The following is an 18,629-nucleotide window of genomic DNA, read 5'->3' on the forward strand; positions in this document are numbered from 1 at the left end:
CACACGCATGTCCGCAGCGTCTCGACACCCGGACATGCAACACGCATGCGGCCTGATTACGCTGCAAGCGGTTCGTGAACGGTTCGTGAACGGTTCGTGAACGGTTCGTGAACGGTTCGTGAACGGTTCGTGAACGGTTCGTGAACGTTTTGCCAGGTTTGTTTCGCGTGTCAGATCGAAGACGTATACTTCTCGCAGTCTGACCTTCGTCATCGCGGTGGGCCGCCGCCGCATCACCTGCGACCTGGAATGGCAAGCCCCAACAAAGCGTCTCTCGTATCTTCCCTGCAGGCCGTGCGCGGCGTCGCGAACGGCCGCCGTACCCGGCGGGTCATCATCGGCCTGCTGATCTTTCTGGTGCTGTTCGGCCTTCTAGGCTTTTTTGCTGCGCCACCACTGATCCGCCATATCGCCGAACAGCAGTTGAGCAAACAGCTCGACCGTCCGGCCACCATCGGACGCATCGCGCTCAATCCCTATACGCTGAATTTCGAAGCCGACCGCGTTCATATCGGCGAGCGCGGCGGCGCGGGCAATTTCATCGATATCGAGCGGCTGATCCTGCAGCCCTCCTGGTCGTCGCTCTTTCGCGCGTCGCCGATCATCGATGAAGTGAAGGTCGATTCACCCCGTTTTCATATCGTTCGATACGACGCGCAGCGGTTCAATTTCACCGACCTGATCGATAAATTCGCGAAGCAGCCGTCGAAGCCCGACAACAAACCGACGCCCTTCTCGGTGTCGAATATCCGCGTCGAGAACGGCCGGATCGAGTTCGACGACCAGCTGCTCGGCGTGCAGCATCTGGTCGATCGCTGGTCGATCGGTATTCCGTTTATCGCAACATTGCCGTCGAAAACGGACATTTTTGTCGAACCGATGCTGCGGGCGCGCGTCGACGGCAGTCCGCTGGCGATCGACGGCCGCACCAAGCCGTTTGCAACGTCGCGTGAATCGGAAGTCGCGCTGCGCTTCGACGGGCTCGACGTGCCGCGCATCCTGTCGTACGTGCCGGCGAAGCTGCCGGTGATCGTGCAGGCGGGCAAGCTGTCGAGCGACCTGAAAGTGCATTTCGTGATTGCCAACGATACGCCCTCGCTGAGCATTACCGGCACGGCCGATCTCGCCGATATCGACGTGGTCGATGAAAGCAAGGCGCCGTTCTTTGCGGCGCGCGGACTGCATGTGGCGGCGGCATCGCTGGAGCCGTTAAAGAGCGTGTTTCGCTTCGACGATATCCGGCTCGACGGGCCCAACGTGCACCTTTCGCGCGACAGGTCAGGCGTGTTGAGCGTGCAGCGGATGTTCGCGCCGGCTCCGGCTTCGGATTCGGCGGAAAAGGTGGCGACGGCCAAAGGGGCCGCCAGCGCACCCGCTGCGGCTTCAGGTTCCGCTTCCGCGCCGGCGGCGCCCACGCCCGCAGAAGAAAAGGCCGTACCGCCGCTGGATCTGTCCATCAAGCGTTTCGCGCTGAACGACGGCGTGGTGCAGTACCTGGATCAAGGCGTGCCCACACCAGTCACGTTAGGGTTCAAGGACATCCGCGTGTCGCTCGATGATTTTTCGACGCTTGGCAAGCCATCCGCGAAGTACACGTTCGGCACGACGTTCACCGAAGGCGGCTCGCTGAACGCGGCTGGCGCGTTCGGTCTCGCCGCTAGAACCGCAGACTCGAAGATCGACCTCAAGTCCGCGCACCTGCCGCTGCTGCAACCGTACATCAACGGCGTGACGGCCGCCCAGGTCGTCGACGGCACGCTCAGCGCGACCGTGAATGTCCGCGCCAACTGGGAAAAATTGCCGGCTGACTTGCAGGTCGGCGAAACCGAATTGAACCTGCAGTCGCTGAAGCTGGCCACGCAGGGCACGAAAGAGCCGGTCGTCGCGCTTGCGCAGGGTCGTGTCCAGGTGGCGTCGGTCGACGTGTCCGGACGCAAGGCCGATATCACGGGCGTCGACGTGACCGGACTGACGGTGACCGCGCAGCGCCAGAAGGACGGCAGCATCGACCTTGCGTCGCTCGCCGGTCGTCACGAGACGCTTGGCGAGCACACGGCCGTGCGCAAGGTGCAGAAAGCGGAGGAGCAGGGGCCGGCATGGCACTACCGCATTGGCGAACTGAACCTGAAAGACGCCACCGCGAACTTCACCGATAACTCGACTGAGCAGCCGGTCAAGGTCAGCGTGACGCCGTTGCAGCTGAAAGTGCGGCAGATCAGCGACGACCTCTCCAAACCGCTGCCCATCGATCTGCAGGCAACGTTCAACCGTAACGGCACGCTCGGCGTGACCGGCGACGTCACGGCAACGCCGCTCAAGCTCGCGCTGAAGGTGAACGCGAACCGCCTCGATGCCGCGGCGTTCGAGCCGTATTTCGGCAACAAGCTCAATGCGACGATTGCGAGCGCGCTGCTGAACGCGACCGGCGATCTTGCCCTGAGCCAGTCGGGCAAGGCAGATAACGCGTTGAGCGCTTCTTACAAGGGCGACGTCGCGCTCGTCGACGTACGCATGCTCGACAAGGTCACGTCGGACCCGTTCGCCGGCTGGCGCTCGCTCGCGCTCACGAACCTCAAGGCGAACTACGACGCGCGGGGCACCGACGTCGATGCCGGCAAAGTCACGTTCTCGAACTTCTACGGCCGCGTGCTGCTCGATGCACAAGGCAAGCTGAACCTGAAGGATGTCGTCGCCCAGCAATCCGGCGCGGCCAGATCCCTCACACGCGACAAGAGCGGCAAGGAGCCGATTCCGCTGACGCCGCAAGCCGCGTCGGATTCGACGCTCGCATCGGCGCCCGCGCCCGCTTCGACGTCCGCAACGGTCACTGCCGCGACCGCACCGACGAGTCCGGTGAAAATGCACTTCGGCCAGCTCGTGCTGCAAAACGGCCGCGTGACGTACACCGACAACTTCATCAAGCCGAATTTCACGGCGAACCTCGTTGCGATTCAGGGGACGATCGGCGCGTTCGGCACGCAGTCGACGACGCCCGCGCCCGTCGACGTCGCCGCAAAACTGGCGGCGAACGGTCCGCTGTCGATTCGCGGCACGGTCAATCCGTTGATCCCGAAACCGGCGCTCGATCTGACCGCGAGCGCGCACGATGTCGAACTCACGAACCTCACGCCGTATTCAGCGAAGTACGCGGGTTACCCGATCACGAAGGGTAAGCTCAACGTCGATCTGCACTACAAGCTCGACAACGACCAGCTGACCGCGAACAACCATCTGTTCATCGATCAGCTTACGTTCGGCGATCACGTTGACAATGACACCGCGACGAAGCTGCCGGTGCGTCTCGCGATCTCGCTGCTGAAAAACCGGCGGGGTGAGATCGACGTGAACATTCCGGTATCCGGCTCGCTGGCGAATCCGGAGTTCAGTATCGGCAGCCTGATCTGGAGCGCGATCGTGAACCTCGTCGAAAAAGCCGTGACCGCGCCGTTCTCGCTGCTTGCGAATGCATTTGGTGGAGGTAGCGAAGAACTGGGTTACGTCGAGTTCGATCCGGGCTCGGCGAAACTCACGGACGCATCGACCGCGAAGCTCGACACGATCGCGAAAGCGCTCGAAGACAAGCCGTCGATCCGCATCGACCTGATCGGCCGCGTCGATCCGGCTACCGATGAACCCGCGCTGCGCACGTTGTACGTCGACCGTCTGGTGAAGCAGCAGAAGATCAAGGACACGGTTGGCAACGGCGAGAGCGTCGATCCGCTGACGATTACCGTCGACCAGAAAGACTACGACAAGTATCTGACAAAGGCGTATAAGGATGCCGACTTTAAGAAGCCGCGCAACTTCGTCGGTCTGACGAAATCGATGCCGAACGATGACATGAAGAGCGCGATCGCCGAACACGCGCCGATCAACGAAGCGAGCCTGCGCGAGCTTGCACAGCGGCGGGCTCAGGCAGTGCAGCAGTACTTCGACGGCAAGGTCGACAGCAGCCGGGTCTTTATCGTCGCGCCTAAGCTCAACGCCGAAGGCATCAAGGACAAGGGCGCGACGTCGCGGGTCGATTTTGGCCTGAAATAAGCGTTGTTTCCCCGACGCTTTCAGGCGCGCCGTGAGATCACGCGGCGCGCGTCGGCTTGCGCAACGCTGTCTGTTCGATGATGCGCGCGAGCGTCGCGAACGCCGGGCCGATCTTTTCGTTCGGCACGCACGCGTAGCCGAGCAGCAGACCGCGTCGCACCGGGCCCTCGCCGCTGTAGTACGCGGTGAGCGGACGCACGATCACGCCGGCGTCGTAGGCGGCCGCGACAACCTCACGGTCGTTCGCATGATCGGGCAGACCGAGCACCAGATGCAGGCCGGCCTCATCGCCCATGACGGGCAGCGTGCCGCCGAAATGCGCGGTGATCGCGTCGATCAGGATCTGCCGCCGCTCGCCGTACAGCGCGCGCATGCGCCGCACGTGCGATGTCAGATAGCCGTCCATGATGAATTCGGTCAGCACCGCCTGCTGCATCAGCTGGCCTTCGCGATACAGCTCCGCGACGCCCGTGCGGAACGTGTCGACCAGGTGCTCCGGCGCGATCATGTAGCCGATCCGCAGCCCCGGAAACAGCATTTTCCCGAGACTGCCGACGTAGATCACCTGACCCGATTCGTCCAGACCCTGAAGCGAAGCGAGCGGCCGGCTGCCGTAGCGGAATTCGCTGTCGTAGTCGTCTTCGATGATCCACACGCCGTGTTGCCGCGCGAATTCGAGCAGCGTGCGGCGACGCGCGAGGCTCATCACCATCCCAAGCGGGTACTGATGCGACGGCGTGACTAGCGCAAGACGTGGCGGATTCTGCAGATCCTGTTCGCGTGGATTCAGACCTTCCTCGTCGATGGGCACCGGCACCAGTGTCAACCCTGACGATTGCAGCACGCTGCGTGCGCCCCAGTAACAGGGCTCTTCAACCCACGCGCGGTCGCCGACGTCGGTCAGCAGCCGGACCGCGAGATCGATCGATTGGTGAATACCCGTAGTGATGATGATCTGATCGGGCGTGCAGTTCACCGAACGCGCGACCCGCAGATAGTCCGACAGCGCACGACGCAGCGGCCGGTAGCCGCCGCCCGGTGCATACGTCAGCAGATCGGGATTTGCTTCCTTCCACAGCCGCGCCTGCAGACGGCTCCATGTCCGCGCCGGAAATTCGGCGACGTCCGGTACGCCGGGCATAAACGCGCCCCATTGCTTCAGCGATACGCCCGCCTTGTCGATCAGCCGGCTGCCGCGCGACGACAGGCCGCGTCGCTCGCGTGGCGCCTGCGGCGGCAGTATGGCTTCGCCGGCGGCCGTTGCCGGGCTGTTCGCGCCGGCCGGGGCCACCACCGAAGGCGGAATGCGCCGCGCGCTGACGGCCGCGCTATCGGGCCGCGTGTCGGCGACATAGGTGCCGCTTCCGGTCGTCGAGATCACGTAGCCTTCGGCGGTCAGCTGGTCGTACACGTGCAGCACCGTGTTGCGCGCGATGCCAAGGTCGCCGGCGAGCGTGCGCGAACTCGGCAGCTTGGCGCCGGGCGGAAACTGGCCGGTCAGGATGGCCTGCTGCATCAGCCGCAGGACCTGCCGGTAGACCGGTTCGGTGGCCGTCCGGTCGAGCCGCGCGGCAAGCCAGTCCGACAAAATGACGGTGTCCAAGTGGTTCTATCCGGAATAATGAAATGGTTCCATATTGTAGAACCGGAACGGGCTATAGTGGATCACGCGATTAATGCGATGGCCCCTTTTCGGGGGAACCAGCGTGGATGGAGAAGGAGACGTAGACGATGAAATCCGAAGAAGTGATCGTCAGCTTTCGCGGCGTTCGCAAGACGTACGATGGTGAAACCCTCGTCGTCAAACAGCTCGACCTCGACATTTACCAGGGCGAATTCCTGACGTTGCTCGGGCCTTCTGGCTCCGGCAAAACGACCTGTCTGATGATGCTCGCCGGTTTCGAGTTTCCGACGGGCGGCGAGATCTGGCTGGACGGCACGCTGCTCAACACTGTGCCGCCGCACAAGCGCAACATCGGCATGGTGTTTCAGAACTACGCGCTGTTCCCGCATCTGACGGTCGAACAGAACGTCGCGTATCCGCTGACGGTGCGCAGGCTCTCCGCCGAAGAACGCGCTCACAAGGTCGACAACGCGCTGAAGATGGTCCGCATGGAGAGCTTCGCGAAGCGGTATCCGGCGCAACTGTCGGGCGGCCAGCAGCAACGGATCGCACTCGCCCGCGCGCTCGTGTTCGAACCGAAGCTCGTGCTGATGGACGAGCCGCTCGGCGCGCTCGACAAGCAGCTGCGCGAACACATGCAGTACGAACTCAAGTCGCTGCACGAGAAGCTTGGCGTGACCTTTGTCTACGTGACGCACGATCAGGGCGAAGCGCTGACGATGTCGGACCGTGTCGCCGTATTCGACAAGGGCATCGTGCAGCAGCTCGATACCGTTGACCGTCTGTATGAATCGCCGTGCAATGAGTTCGTCGCGAACTTCATCGGCGATTCGAACAAGCTGCGCGGCACGATTGCGAATGTTGACGGCGAGTTCTGCGATTTCCATCTTGCAGACGGCACGCGTCTGAAAGGCCGCAACATCGGCGGCGCGCAGGCAGGCACGCCGGCGGTTGCATGCATCCGGCCCGAACGCATGAAGCTGGCAGGCGGCGCGGGTCGCAATGGCTCCAACGCGCTCGCGGGCGAAGCGCGCGGCCTCATCTATTTTGGCGACCACGTACGCATGCGGTGCGGGTTGCCTCAGCAGGACGAGTGTTTCGTGAAGGTGCCGCTCGGCACTGAAATGCTCGATACCTTTGCGCCCGGCGCACCGGTCGCACTTGAATTCGCGCCCGAGCATCTGCGCGTGTTCGCCTGATCTGCATCCCGTTGCAACGTAAGAAACGAGTACGACAACAACCCTGACAGACCACCAGAAGAGAGAGGACACATCATGTTGAAGTTCGGGAAAACACGCTGCGCTGTCGCCGTCGGTGCGTTCGCACTGGCGCTCGGTTCGGCACAGGTTATGGCTGCGGAGCTGACGGTCGTCAACTTCGGCGGAGCGAACGGCGACGCACAGAAAGCTGCGTTCAACCAGCCGTTCGAAGCATCGACCGGCACGAAGGTCACCGCCGTCGAGTACAACGGCGAGCAGGCCAAAGTGAAGGCGATGGTTGAAGCGAAGCACGTGAACTGGGACGTCGTCGAAGTGGAATCGGGCGATCTCGGCCGCGCCTGCGATGAAGGCATGTACGAAAAGCTCGACTGGTCGAAGATCGCGAAGAAGTCGGACCTGGTGCCGGAATCGCCGCAAACGTGCGGTGTCGGCTTCTTTGTGTGGTCGACGGCGATGGCCTACAACGCCGACAAGCTGAAGACGGGCCCGGCAAGCTGGGCTGACTTCTGGAACGTGCAGAAAATCCCGGGCAAGCGCGGCATGCGCAAGGGCGCACGCTACAACCTCGAATTCGCGCTGATGGCTGACGGCGTCGCGCCGAAAGATGTGTACAAGGTGCTCGGCACGAAGGAAGGTCAGGACCGCGCGTTCAAGAAGCTCGATGAGCTGAAGCCGAATATCCAGTGGTGGGAAGCGGGCGCACAGCCGCCGCAGTTCCTCGTCGCAGGCGACGTGGTGATGACAACGGCCTACAACGGCCGTATCGATGCCGCGCAGAAGGAAGGCAAGAACCTGAAGGTCGTGTGGAACGGCAGCATCTATGACCTCGACTACTGGGCGATTCCGAAGGGCTCGCCGAACAGGGATCTGGCCGAAAAGTACATCGCTTATACCGTGTCGTCGAAGCCGCAGCAGGAATACGCGAAGCACATCGCGTACGGCCCGGTGAACGAGGCGGCGATCAAGGCGCTCGACGCGAAGACGCTTTCGAACCTGCCGAACTCGCCGGCTAACGGCAAGAACGCAGTGCTGCAGAACCCGGCGTTCTGGACCGACCACGGTGACGAACTGGAGCAGCGTTTCGCTTCGTGGGCTTCGAAGTAAATACGTAGCAAACCATGTAGCAAAGTCGTAGCAACCCAGGATGGCGCCGCTTCGCTGCACGAAGCGGCGCCGCATCGAAGCAGGATCGCGCGTTCATGATGATGTACGAAGTTGAATGACGCGCGGTTCGATGCAACGCATGCAAAGCAGCAAACAACTTGCATGGGACCAGAGTAAGCGCTCTGCATCAACTCTGGTCGACCGCAAGCAACTTGCATGGGACCAGAGTAAGTGCTCTGCATCAACTCTGGTCGACCGCAAGCAACTTGCATGGGACCCGAGTAAGACGCTAAAGCGTCAACTCTGGTCGACAGGAGACAGGTGTGACCACCGTGACGATTGCCGTCGATTCCACGCCCGAATCGTCGAACAAACTGAAGCGCGAGCTGAAAGCCGCGGGAGCGAAGAAGCGCGCGATGGCGTTGTTGCTGATCGCACCGCTGGCCATTTTTCTGCTGCTGATTTTCGTCGTGCCGATTGGCGCACTGCTGACGCGCGCGGTACAGAACCCGGAAATCGCAACCGCATTGCCGCACACGGTCGCGGCATTGCGTGACTGGGACCGCAAGTCGCCGCCATCGGATGCTGCGTACGCCGCGCTCGCCACCGATCTGACCGCAGTCTCGGACGGCGAATCGATGGGCGCACTCGCCCGGCGCCTGAATACTGAAATTCCCGGCTACCGTTCGATGGTCGCGAAGACCGCGCGAGCAATGCCGCTCAGCGACGACGCCGGGCACGCACTCGCGCCCGCGCAGGTCCATGCAAAATTCGTCGAAATCGACGAACGCTGGAACGATGTGGCGTACTGGCAGGCGATTGCCAAAAACGGCGGCCTGTATTCGCCGTTCTACGTGCTGGCTTCGCTCGATCACAAACAGGATGCGTTCGGCCATATCGTGCAGACCAATCCTGAGCAGCAGATCTATCTCGCCGTGTTCAGCCGCACTTTTGTGATCGGCGCGGCCGTCACGATTTTCGCGTTGCTGCTCGGCTATCCGCTTGCGTACTGGATTTCGACGCTCTCTGAACGCCGCGCGAATCTTGTGATGATTCTCGTGCTGATTCCGTTCTGGACGTCGATCCTTGTGCGCGTTGCCGCGTGGATCGTGATCCTGCAAAGCGAAGGGCTGGTGAACAAGGCGCTCATGGGCACCGGACTGATTCAGGCGCCGCTCGCGCTGCTGTTCAACCGCGCGGGCGTCTACATTTCGATGACGCACATCCTGCTGCCGTTCATGATCCTGCCGCTCTACAGCGTGATGAAGTCGATTCCGCCGACATATCAGCGCGCGGCGATTTCGCTCGGTAGTCATCCGTTCGCGGCGTTCTGGCGCGTGTATGTGCCGCAGACATATCCAGGCGTCGGCGCGGGCGCACTGCTCACGTTTATTCTTGCGATCGGTTACTACATCACGCCCGCGCTGCTCGGCGGACCGAACGACCAGATGGTCAGCTATTACGTCGCATACTTCACGAACACGACGATCAACTGGGGCATGGCGTGCGCGCTCGGCACCCTGCTGCTCGCCGCGACGCTTGTGCTGTACGTGATCTACGGACGCTTTACGCGTTCCTCGTTGAGCCTCGGTTGAGCGTTCGCGGAGACTCCTGATGAAACTCGCCAAGCCCCTGTTCGCACCGCATACGTCGTTCGTCGAACGCGTGTGGTATTTCACGCTGCGCGGCCTCGCCGTGCTGACGTTGCTGTATCTGATCCTGCCCGTGCTCGCCATCGTGCCGCTGTCGTTTTCGTCGAGCACGTTCCTCGTCTATCCGATTCCCGGCTGGTCGCTGCGCTGGTATCAAAACCTGATCGCGTCCGACGAATGGCGCATGGCCGCGAAGAACAGCTTTATCGTCGCACCTTCTGCAACGATCCTGGCGACGGTTCTCGGCACCGTCGCCGCGATCGGTCTGACGAAGGCGAACTTTCGCGGCAAGGCGTTGCTGATGGCAATCCTGATTTCGCCGATGATCGTGCCGGTCGTGGTGGTCGGCGTCGGCATGTATCTGTTCTTCGCGCCGCTGGGTCTCGCGAACACGTATATCGGGCTGATCATGGCGCACGCATCGCTCGGCGTGCCGTTCGTCGTGACGACGGTGGTCGCGACGTTGCAGGGCTTCAACTACAACCTGGTGCGTGCGAGCCTGTCGCTGGGCGCGAATCCGGTGAAGACGTTTTTCCGCATCACGTTGCCTGTGATCGCGCCGGGTGTGATTTCGGGTGCGCTGTTTGCGTTTGCGACTTCGTTCGATGAAGTGGTTGTCACGCTGTTTCTGGCCGGCGCCGATCAGACGACCCTGCCGCGCCAGATGTTCACCGGCATCCGCGAAAACATCAGCCCGACAATCGCAGCGCTCGCGACGATCCTCATCATTTTCTCGACGTGTCTGCTGCTCGTGCTCGAATGGCTGCGCGGCAGGAATGCGGCGCGGGCGGTGGCCTAGCACTGCTGCGACATCGATGTCGCGCGGCGCACAGTTCCTTCGTGCGCCGCTTTCTCAAGCATTCTCAAGGCGAGTCGCCCGACTCGCGATCTGAAGCCGTGATCTGAAATCGCCGGACGTCGAATCCGGAATGATCGGACGATGCGGTCGGAAATTTCCGCATCCGCGCGCAGGGCGTCGAACCTATCCTCCTCAGGTTCTACTTCACACACGTCGCCTCGTCGCGGGAAGCAATGAAACTCCAGTTTACGGTGCTCACGTGCGCATTGCTGCTGTCGGCGTGCGCCGATCAGGCCGCGCGGGCGCGCCTAGGCATTCAGGATCCGGCCGTGCTGCAAACCGGCTTCGGCGCCGCGCAGGATGCCGCGGCAGGCGCGCCTGACCGCGAATGGCTGGACACGTTTGGGCCCCTCACTAACCGTGGCTCCGCGCTGGCCAGCCTGCAGCAAAGGCTCGATGGAATCACCGGAGACGGCTACTTCCACGCAAAGGCGCATTGCTGGATCGCCGCGGGACGGCAGGAGTTCGACGCGCGCGATCAATGGGGCTTTGTCGAGGAAACGATCGGCGCGGCCGCAGTGCTGACCACGAGCCTTGAGCGGGGCGCCGCAATGTCGGCCGCACGGCCGCCGATGCGGACGCTCGTGACGGTGCGCCCCGACCTGTGGGGCATCGTCGAGGTGGTCCGGCGCGATCCAGCGTTCGCTGCCTGTCAGGCGGCGCAGGCGCCGCTCGCCTGCGCCGAGGTGGAGTTGATGCACGCCGGACACGACGCGTGGCGGCGCAGTTTTGACGCAGCCGAGGCGCGCGTGAAGACTGCGCAGAACCTGTTGCGAACGTCGGCGGAAACGACGCTCGAATGCGCGAAGACGCGAACTGGAGCGTCGGCATCGGTGGCGCGCCCGCGTGTATCGGACGCTTCCGCCGCCTCCTCTCCGGCACGCGGTAAGGACGCGACGCCTCTCTCAAACACGCCTCGCGCGCCTGGCTTTCCAGGATGATGGATGAAACGGCTGCTGTACCATCTCGCGACTTGTTGCCGCAGACATGTTCCACGCGTCGCGTCCACCGCATCGACAGTTGAAATGCGCGGCGTTCATCGAGGGAATACTGGTTGGCTACTATCCTGATCGTCGACGATCACCCCGCGTTCCGGTTTGTGATCAAGGCGCATGTTCTGCAACTGCTCGGCGTTACCGAGGTGATCGAGGCCGATAACGGACAGGACGCCATAGACATGGTCCGGCGACACGCCCCCGATCTCGTCGTGCTCGATCTCGACATCCCGCGCATCAGCGGCCTTGATGTCGTTCCCCGCCTGCAACTCATTCGTCCCGGGATTCGTGTGCTCGTGCTGTCCGGCCAGGATTCGGCGACGTTCGCGCCGCGCGCGATGCGCGCTGGCGCACGTGGCTTCGTCAGCAAATCGCAGGATCTGAAGGAGATTGTCCGAAATATCGAATCGCTGCTTGCGGGCTACACGGTTTTCCCGGTCGTGCGCCAGGCAGGCACACGTACTGGCAACGCGGTCATGACCGACGAAGAGCGGCTCGCGCTCTTATCCGACAAGGAAATTGCGATTCTGCGGATGCTCGCCAGAGGGATGTCGAACAAGACGATCGGCGAAGCGCTGTTCATCAGCGACAAGACCATCAGTACCTACAAGACGCGTCTCCAGGAGAAGCTGGGGCTGTCGTCGCTGGCGGGACTGATCGAGTTCGCCTCGCTCCACAAGCTGATCGACTGAGCGGGCGAGGTATGGCTGTGAGTCCTGTGACGTCGTCCGGAACGCTGTCGGGCCGCGTGCTGGTGGTCGAGGACCACGCGTTCAATCGCCTCGCGATCGAGGTGCAGCTCGAAGGATGGGGCGTGTCGTGCGTGGCCGTTTCGTCCGGCGAGGAAGCGCTCGAAGTGCTGCAGCGTCAGTCGTTCGATCTGCTCATGACCGACCTGCACCTGCCCGGCATGAACGGCGTCCAGCTGGCGGAATACGTACGGGAAGTTTCGTCGATGCCGCTCGTGCTGCTGACGGGACGCGAGGATATGCGCTACGCCGACGCGGCCTCTGGTTTGCCGTTCGACGCCGTTCTCATCAAGGCGAGCCAGTTCGATGCGTTGTACACGTGCCTGTGGCAACTGCTGCCGCGTTTTGCGGGTACGCCATCCGCGCCGCTCGCAAGTCCCGTGAACGACGACGATACGGCCCTCGCATTCGACTTCAGCGAACTTGACGCGCTGGCCAGCCGCGGCGTCGACGTGCGGGCGCTGGTGCGCGACTGGCGGCGCGTGCTGGACGAGGATCTGACGCATCTCGAAGCCGCCCGAAGGCAGGACGATCCCGAAGCGGTGCGCCGACTGTTGCACCGGATCAGCAACGCAGCGAGCGTTTTCAAGGTGCGCGAGCTGATGGCCGTTCTCGAACACGTGGGCGCCGCTTCGCCTGCGTTCATGATGCAGGCGCTGGACGGGATCGTTTCCCGCATCAAAACGATGGAAGAGCAGGTCGACGCCTGGCGCGACGCGCACTGATTTTCCCGTTCGCCGCCAGGCCGCCGGAAGAAGCCCCCAAAAAGCCGAAAAAAAAGCCCGACCAGGTCGGGCTTCGTAAATTGCCGCGGCCCCGAAGAGCCGCGACACCTGCAAAAACAGCTTGATACTTACGCTGCGAGCAGCGAGCGCAGAACGAACGGCAGAATGCCGCCGTGCTTGTAGTAGTCGACTTCGATCGGCGTGTCGATACGCAGCAGCACCTGCACGCGTTGCTCCTTGCCGTCCTTGCGATGGATCACGAGCGTCACTTCCTGCTGCGGCTTGAAGTCCGCGCCGAGGCCTTCGATGTCGTACGTTTCTTCGCCGGTGATGCCGAGCGACTGGACGCTGTCCGAGCCCTTGAACTGCAGCGGCAGCACGCCCATGCCGACCAGGTTCGAACGGTGGATCCGCTCGAAGCTGCGAGCGACCACAACCTTCACGCCCAGCAGTTGCGTACCCTTCGCTGCCCAGTCACGCGACGAGCCCGTGCCGTACTCTTCGCCTGCGAAGACGACGGTCGGCGTACCTGCGTCGATGTACTTCATCGCGGCGTCGTAGATGAACATCTGTTCGCCGTCCGGCTGGTGAATCGTCAGGCCGCCTTCGACGCGCGTGCCGTCTGCCTTCGGCGGGATCATCAGGTTCTTGATCCGGACGTTCGCGAACGTGCCGCGCATCATCACGTCGTGGTTGCCGCGGCGCGAGCCGTAGCTGTTGAAGTCGGCCTTCTGCACGTCGTTTGCCTTCAGCCACTTGCCTGCCGGCGAGTCTTCCTTGATCGAGCCTGCCGGGCTGATGTGGTCGGTCGTGACCGAGTCACCGAAGATGCCTAGTGCGCGCGCGCCCTTGACCGCAGCGATGCTCGCCGCCGGCGTCATCGAGAAGTCCTTGCCGAAGAACGGCGGCTCAGCGATGTACGTCGACTTCGGCCAGTCGTAGACCTGACCTTCTTCGCCTTCGATCTTGCTCCACAGGTCGCCCTTCTTCGTCAGGTGGGCGTAGTTCGTGCGGAATGCGTCGGCGTCCAGTGCGAACTTGAGCAGTGCGTTGACTTCGTCGCTCGTCGGCCAGATGTCGCCGAGGAAGATGTCCTTGCCGCCCTTGCCCTTGCCAACCGGTTCCGTCATCAGATCGCGTGTGATGTTGCCCGCGATTGCGTAAGCCACGACCAGCGGCGGCGATGCCAGGAAGTTCGCGCGGATGTTCGGGTGAATACGCGCTTCGAAGTTACGGTTGCCCGACAGCACGGCTGCCGCGACGATGTCGTTCTTCGTGATCGCTTCGTTCAGTTCCGGCGTGAGGTCGCCCGCGTTGCCGATACAGGTCGTGCAGCCGTAAGCGGCGAGCGTGAAGCCGAGTTTGTCGAGGTACGGCAGGAGGCCCGTCTTCGTCAGGTATTCGGTGACGATACGCGATCCCGGTGCGAGCGATGTCTTGATGTGCGGTGCCACCGTCAGGCCGGCTTCGACCGCCTTCTTCGCCAGCAGACCCGCAGCCAGCAGCACGCTCGGGTTCGACGTGTTCGTGCACGACGTGATTGCGGCGATCAGGATGTCGCCGTTCTTCACGTTCACGCCGTTCGACGTGGTGTATTGCGCGTCGAGGTCAGCGGACTTCTTCGCAAAGCCGTTTTCGCCGACCGGCTTCGAGAACAGTTCCGTGAAGTTCGACTTCACGTTGCCGATTTCGATACGGTCTTGCGGACGCTTCGGACCTGCCAGCGACGGTGCAACCGTGCCGAGGTCGAGTGTGACGACCTTCGTGTAGTCGATCTGGCCAGCCTTCGGAATACCGAACAGGTTCTGCGCCTTGAAGTAGTTCTCGAAAGCGGAGATTTCGGCGTCGGTGCGGCCCGTGCCCTTGAAGTAGTCGATCGTCTTTTCGTCGACCGGGAAGAAGCCCATCGTCGCGCCGTATTCCGGCGCCATGTTGCCGATCGTCGCGCGGTCCGGCAGCGACAGCGACTTCGTGCCTTCGCCGAAGAATTCGACGAACTTGCCGACCACCTTTTCCTTACGCAGCAGTTCGGTGACGGTCAGCACCAGATCGGTGGCCGTCACGCCTTCGCGCAGCTTGCCCTTCAGTTCGACGCCGACGACGTCCGGCGTCAGGAAGTACACCGGCTGGCCGAGCATGCCGGCTTCCGCTTCGATACCGCCCACGCCCCAGCCGACCACGCCGATGCCGTTGATCATCGTCGTGTGGCTGTCGGTGCCGACGAGCGAATCCGGGTAGTACACGGTGTCGCCGCCGTCAGCCTTCTTGTGCACGCCGCGTGCGAGGTATTCCAGGTTCACCTGGTGAACGATACCGACGCCCGGCGGCACGACCTTGAATGTGTCGAATGCCTGCATGCCCCACTTCATGAACTGATAGCGCTCGTTGTTGCGCTGGAATTCCAGTTTCATGTTCAGGTCGAGCGCGTTCTTTTCGCGGAAGTGATCGATCTGTACCGAGTGGTCGACAACCAGATCGACCGGGACCAGCGGCTCGATCGACTTCGGGTCCTTGCCCACGCGCTTTGCCACGCCGCGCATGGCAGCGATGTCGGCGAGGAGCGGCACGCCGGTAAAGTCCTGCAGCACGACGCGCGACACGACGAACGGGATTTCGTCGACGCGTGCGGCGTTCGGCTTCCAGTTGATCAGCTGCTCGATGTGTTCTTCGGAGATCTTCTTGCCGTCGTAGTTACGCAGTACGGATTCCAGCACGATGCGGATCGAAACCGGCAGACGGTCGATCTTGACGTTGAGTGCCTTACCAAGTTGCGGCAGCGAATAGAACTTGGCTTTGCCGGAACCGCTGTCGAATTCCTTGAGCGTTTTGTGGAGATTGTGGGCCATAATTTTTCCTGGGGTTTTCGAGGAAATGACGTTGCTACGTTTCTACTAACTAGATCACATACAGATCGACATATTCATTGACCGGCATGGCTTCGAGCCTTGCCTGATCCAGCGACACGTCGAGAATCGCCTGTTGCTGCTTCGCCGGAAAACGTCGGGCGAGGTTGGTTCTGAACTTCTCGACCAGCAGCGGAATGCCGTCTTCACGGCGCCGCTTGTGGCCAATCGGGTATTCGACGACAACTTCGTCGAACTTCGATCCATCATCGAATTCGACCGTGAGGGCGTTCGCGATCGAACGCTTCTCCGGGTCGTGATAATCCTTCGTAAACTGAGTATCTTCGACGCATTCCATCTTGTCGCGCAAGAGGTCGATGCGCGGGTCCTGCGCGATCGAATCTTCGTAATCCGCAGCCGTGAGACGGCCGTGAATCAGCGGCACGGCGATCATGTACTGGATGCAGTGATCGCGGTCGGCCGGATTGTTCAGCGGACCCTTTTTATCGATGATGCGGATCGCGGCTTCGTGCGTACGGATTGTGATCTTCCTGATGTCTTCGACTTTCTTGCCCTTTGCATGAAGTTGTTCATGCAAGGTCATCGCCGCTTCCACCGCAGTTTGCGAGTGAAACTCAGCCGGGAACGAAATCTTGAACAGCACATTTTCCATCACGTACGAACCGTATGGGCGCTGGAATTTAAACGCATTGCCCTCGAAGAGCACGTCGTAAAAGCCCCACGTTCCAGCGGTCAAAACGGACGGATAGCCCATTTCGCCCGTCTTCGCGATCAGCGCGAGACGCACGGCGCGTGAGGTCGCATCGCCTGCGGCCCACGACTTGCGCGAACCCGTGTTCGGCGCGTGGCGATACGTGCGCAGCGCGTGTCCATCGACAAACGCCAGCGAAACCGCGTTGATCAGCTCATCGCGCGTCAGACCGATCAACTGGCCGACTACCGCCGTCGAAGCCAGCTTTACCAGCAGCACGTGATCGAGACCAACCTTGTTGAACGAGTTCTCAAGCGCGATGCAGCCCTGAATTTCGTGCGCCTTGATCATGCCGATCAGGACGTCTTTCATCGTCAGCGGCTTTTTGCCGGTGGCGATGGCGTTGCGTGACAGCCAGTCAGCGGTGGCGAGAATGCCGCCGAGGTTATCCGACGGATGACCCCATTCAGCAGCGAGCCACGTGTCGTTGAAGTCCAGCCAGCGGATCATCGCGCCGATATTGAACGCGGCCTGAACCGGATCGAGCTGGAACGACGTACCCGGTACCTTCGCGCCGTTCGGGACGATCGTGCCCGGCACGATCGGTCCCAACAGCTTCGTACAGGCCGGGTAGGTGAGCGCTTCGAGTCCGCAGCCGAGCGTGTCGATCAGGCAGTTGCGCGCCGTTTCGAGCGCGAGCGTGCTGTCGACCTTGTATCCAAGTACATAGTCGACAATATCGACGAGAACTTTGTCCGGTTCAGGCCGGACGTTGGAGATCGGTGCGGACATCGAGGCTTCCTGGTGAGGACGCTCAGTTAGACTTGTTCAGTTCGTTCGACTGCGTCGGCGCCGGCGCGCCTTGCTGCATGGCGGTCGTCTTGCACTCGTCGGCGAGACGCGAACTATCCTTGTCCGAGAACAGCATGGCCTTGGTCGGGATCACGACCAGATCCATGCCCGTGGCGGCGTCGTGGAAGCGGTCAGCGCCCGTCGTCGTGGCTTCGCGCGGCAGGTTGTAGTTCTTCGAACCCCAGTGCACGACGACGATCTGGTCACGTTTCATGTCGCCCTTCATGTCGAACGACAGGCCTTCGTTACACGACCACTTTTCCGAGCCTTCCGGTACCGGATCGACCTTGGCTTCGGCGGCTGCCTTCGGCTTGCGCTTGATCAGACGCTTCGGCGACGGTGCCTTCGGCTTGGCGGCGCCAGTTGCGGTCTGCGCGAAGGCGGCAGGCGTGGCGACCAGCAGCGTCGAGGACAGTGCGCCAATAACGGTGGCGATGAGCAGCTTTTTCATGGGAGAAACCTTTCTATCTAGTATCAGTTAAACGGTGGACGGCCGAACCGCGCAACCGCCAGGGTTGAACTGCACGCGCTTTTTGAGCGCACAGCGGACGCTATTTTCGCTTATTTAGCGACACGAATCGTAAATTCTCGGGGCCAGTGTAGTTTGCGCTCGGGCGGATGATCTTGTTGTCGATGCGCTGCTCGATGATGTGCGCCGCCCAGCCGGACGTGCGCGAGATCACGAAGAGCGGTGTGAACATGGCCGTCGGCACGCCCATCATGTGATACGACACCGCGCTGAACCAGTCGAGATTCGGGAACATCTTCTTCGCATCGGCCATCACCGCTTCGAGCCGCTCGGCGATGTTGAAGAGCTTCAGATTGTCCGCTTCCTTCGACAGCTTCTTCGCCACTTCCTTGATGACCTTGTTGCGCGGATCGGAGATCGTGTACACCGGGTGGCCGAAGCCGATCACGACTTCCTTGTTCTCGACGCGACGGCGGATGTCCGCTTCGGCTTCATCGGGCGTGTGGTAACGCGACTGGATCTCGAACGCGGCTTCGTTGGCGCCGCCGTGCTTTGGGCCGCGCAACGCACCGATGGCGCCGGTGATCGCCGAGTAGATGTCCGAGCCTGTGCCTGCGATCACGCGGCCGGTAAACGTCGATGCGTTGAATTCGTGCTCCGCATATAGGTTCAGCGATATATGCATCGCGTCGACCCACGACTTCGACGGCTCGACGCCGTGCAGCAGATGCAGGAAGTGGCCGCCAATCGAATCGTCGTCGGTTTCGACCTCGATGCGTTTGCC

The 18,629-nt window shown here is 61.9% G+C and carries 13 protein-coding genes; 8 read left to right on the top strand and 5 right to left on the bottom strand.

Features of this window, described 5'->3' with window-relative positions; genetic code table 11:
- The first annotated feature begins 249 nt into the window (after positions 1 to 249).
- Complete coding sequence (locus tag P3T16_RS25875; RefSeq protein ID WP_429344438.1) at positions 250 to 4,041, top strand: DUF748 domain-containing protein; 3,792 nt, start codon at positions 250 to 252, stop codon at positions 4,039 to 4,041.
- A gap of 37 nt (positions 4,042 to 4,078) precedes the next feature.
- Here the strand turns inward: P3T16_RS25875 and P3T16_RS25880 are convergent, their stop codons facing one another.
- Positions 4,079 to 5,644 carry a PLP-dependent aminotransferase family protein gene (locus tag P3T16_RS25880; protein ID WP_429344439.1) on the bottom strand — a complete coding sequence of 522 codons (1,566 nt, stop codon included), beginning with the start codon at positions 5,642 to 5,644 and terminating at the stop codon, positions 4,079 to 4,081.
- A gap of 128 nt (positions 5,645 to 5,772) precedes the next feature.
- On the opposite strand from P3T16_RS25880, the gene P3T16_RS25885 reads away from it, so the two are divergent.
- From P3T16_RS25885 to P3T16_RS25915, 7 genes are all read left to right on the top strand, one after another.
- The gene (locus P3T16_RS25885) at positions 5,773 to 6,864 is read left to right on the top strand and encodes an ABC transporter ATP-binding protein (RefSeq protein WP_429254071.1); all 1,092 of its coding nucleotides are present in this window, start codon (positions 5,773 to 5,775) and stop codon (positions 6,862 to 6,864) included.
- Between the two features lie 75 nt (positions 6,865 to 6,939).
- Positions 6,940 to 7,989, top strand: a complete 1,050-nt coding sequence (locus P3T16_RS25890; RefSeq protein WP_429254072.1) for an ABC transporter substrate-binding protein — start codon at positions 6,940 to 6,942, stop codon at positions 7,987 to 7,989.
- A gap of 323 nt (positions 7,990 to 8,312) precedes the next feature.
- Positions 8,313 to 9,584, top strand: a complete 1,272-nt coding sequence (locus tag P3T16_RS25895; RefSeq protein ID WP_429344440.1) for an ABC transporter permease — start codon at positions 8,313 to 8,315, stop codon at positions 9,582 to 9,584.
- A gap of 19 nt (positions 9,585 to 9,603) precedes the next feature.
- A complete protein-coding gene (locus P3T16_RS25900) occupies positions 9,604 to 10,440 on the top strand; it encodes an ABC transporter permease (protein ID WP_429344441.1) in 837 nt (278 codons plus the stop codon).
- Between the two features lie 233 nt (positions 10,441 to 10,673).
- The gene (locus P3T16_RS25905) at positions 10,674 to 11,441 is read left to right on the top strand and encodes an OmpA family protein (protein WP_429344442.1); all 768 of its coding nucleotides are present in this window, start codon (positions 10,674 to 10,676) and stop codon (positions 11,439 to 11,441) included.
- Positions 11,442 to 11,554: 113 nt separating this feature from the next.
- Positions 11,555 to 12,187, top strand: coding sequence for a response regulator (locus P3T16_RS25910; protein ID WP_429344443.1), 633 nt, complete (start codon positions 11,555 to 11,557; stop codon positions 12,185 to 12,187).
- Between the two features lie 11 nt (positions 12,188 to 12,198).
- Positions 12,199 to 12,969, top strand: a complete 771-nt coding sequence (locus P3T16_RS25915; RefSeq protein ID WP_429344444.1) for an Hpt domain-containing response regulator — start codon at positions 12,199 to 12,201, stop codon at positions 12,967 to 12,969.
- Positions 12,970 to 13,097: 128 nt separating this feature from the next.
- Here P3T16_RS25915 and acnA read toward each other — a convergent pair whose 3' ends face one another.
- The 4 genes from acnA to P3T16_RS25935 all read right to left on the bottom strand — a co-directional run.
- On the bottom strand, positions 13,098 to 15,815 hold the full coding sequence (gene acnA, locus P3T16_RS25920) for an aconitate hydratase AcnA (RefSeq protein ID WP_429344445.1): 2,718 nt from the start codon (positions 15,813 to 15,815) through the stop codon (positions 13,098 to 13,100).
- A gap of 49 nt (positions 15,816 to 15,864) precedes the next feature.
- A complete protein-coding gene (locus P3T16_RS25925; RefSeq protein WP_429344446.1) occupies positions 15,865 to 17,316 on the bottom strand; it encodes a bifunctional 2-methylcitrate dehydratase/aconitate hydratase in 1,452 nt (483 codons plus the stop codon).
- A 22-nt stretch (positions 17,317 to 17,338) separates the two neighbouring features.
- A complete protein-coding gene (locus tag P3T16_RS25930; RefSeq protein WP_429254080.1) occupies positions 17,339 to 17,827 on the bottom strand; it encodes a hypothetical protein in 489 nt (162 codons plus the stop codon).
- 100 nt (positions 17,828 to 17,927) lie between these two features.
- Positions 17,928 to 18,629: citrate/2-methylcitrate synthase (locus P3T16_RS25935; protein ID WP_429344447.1), on the bottom strand; the 702-nt coding region annotated here is incomplete at its 5' end.

It is taken from the genome of Paraburkholderia sp. GAS42 (assembly GCF_050436565.1).
Lineage (GTDB): Bacteria > Pseudomonadota > Gammaproteobacteria > Burkholderiales > Burkholderiaceae > Paraburkholderia.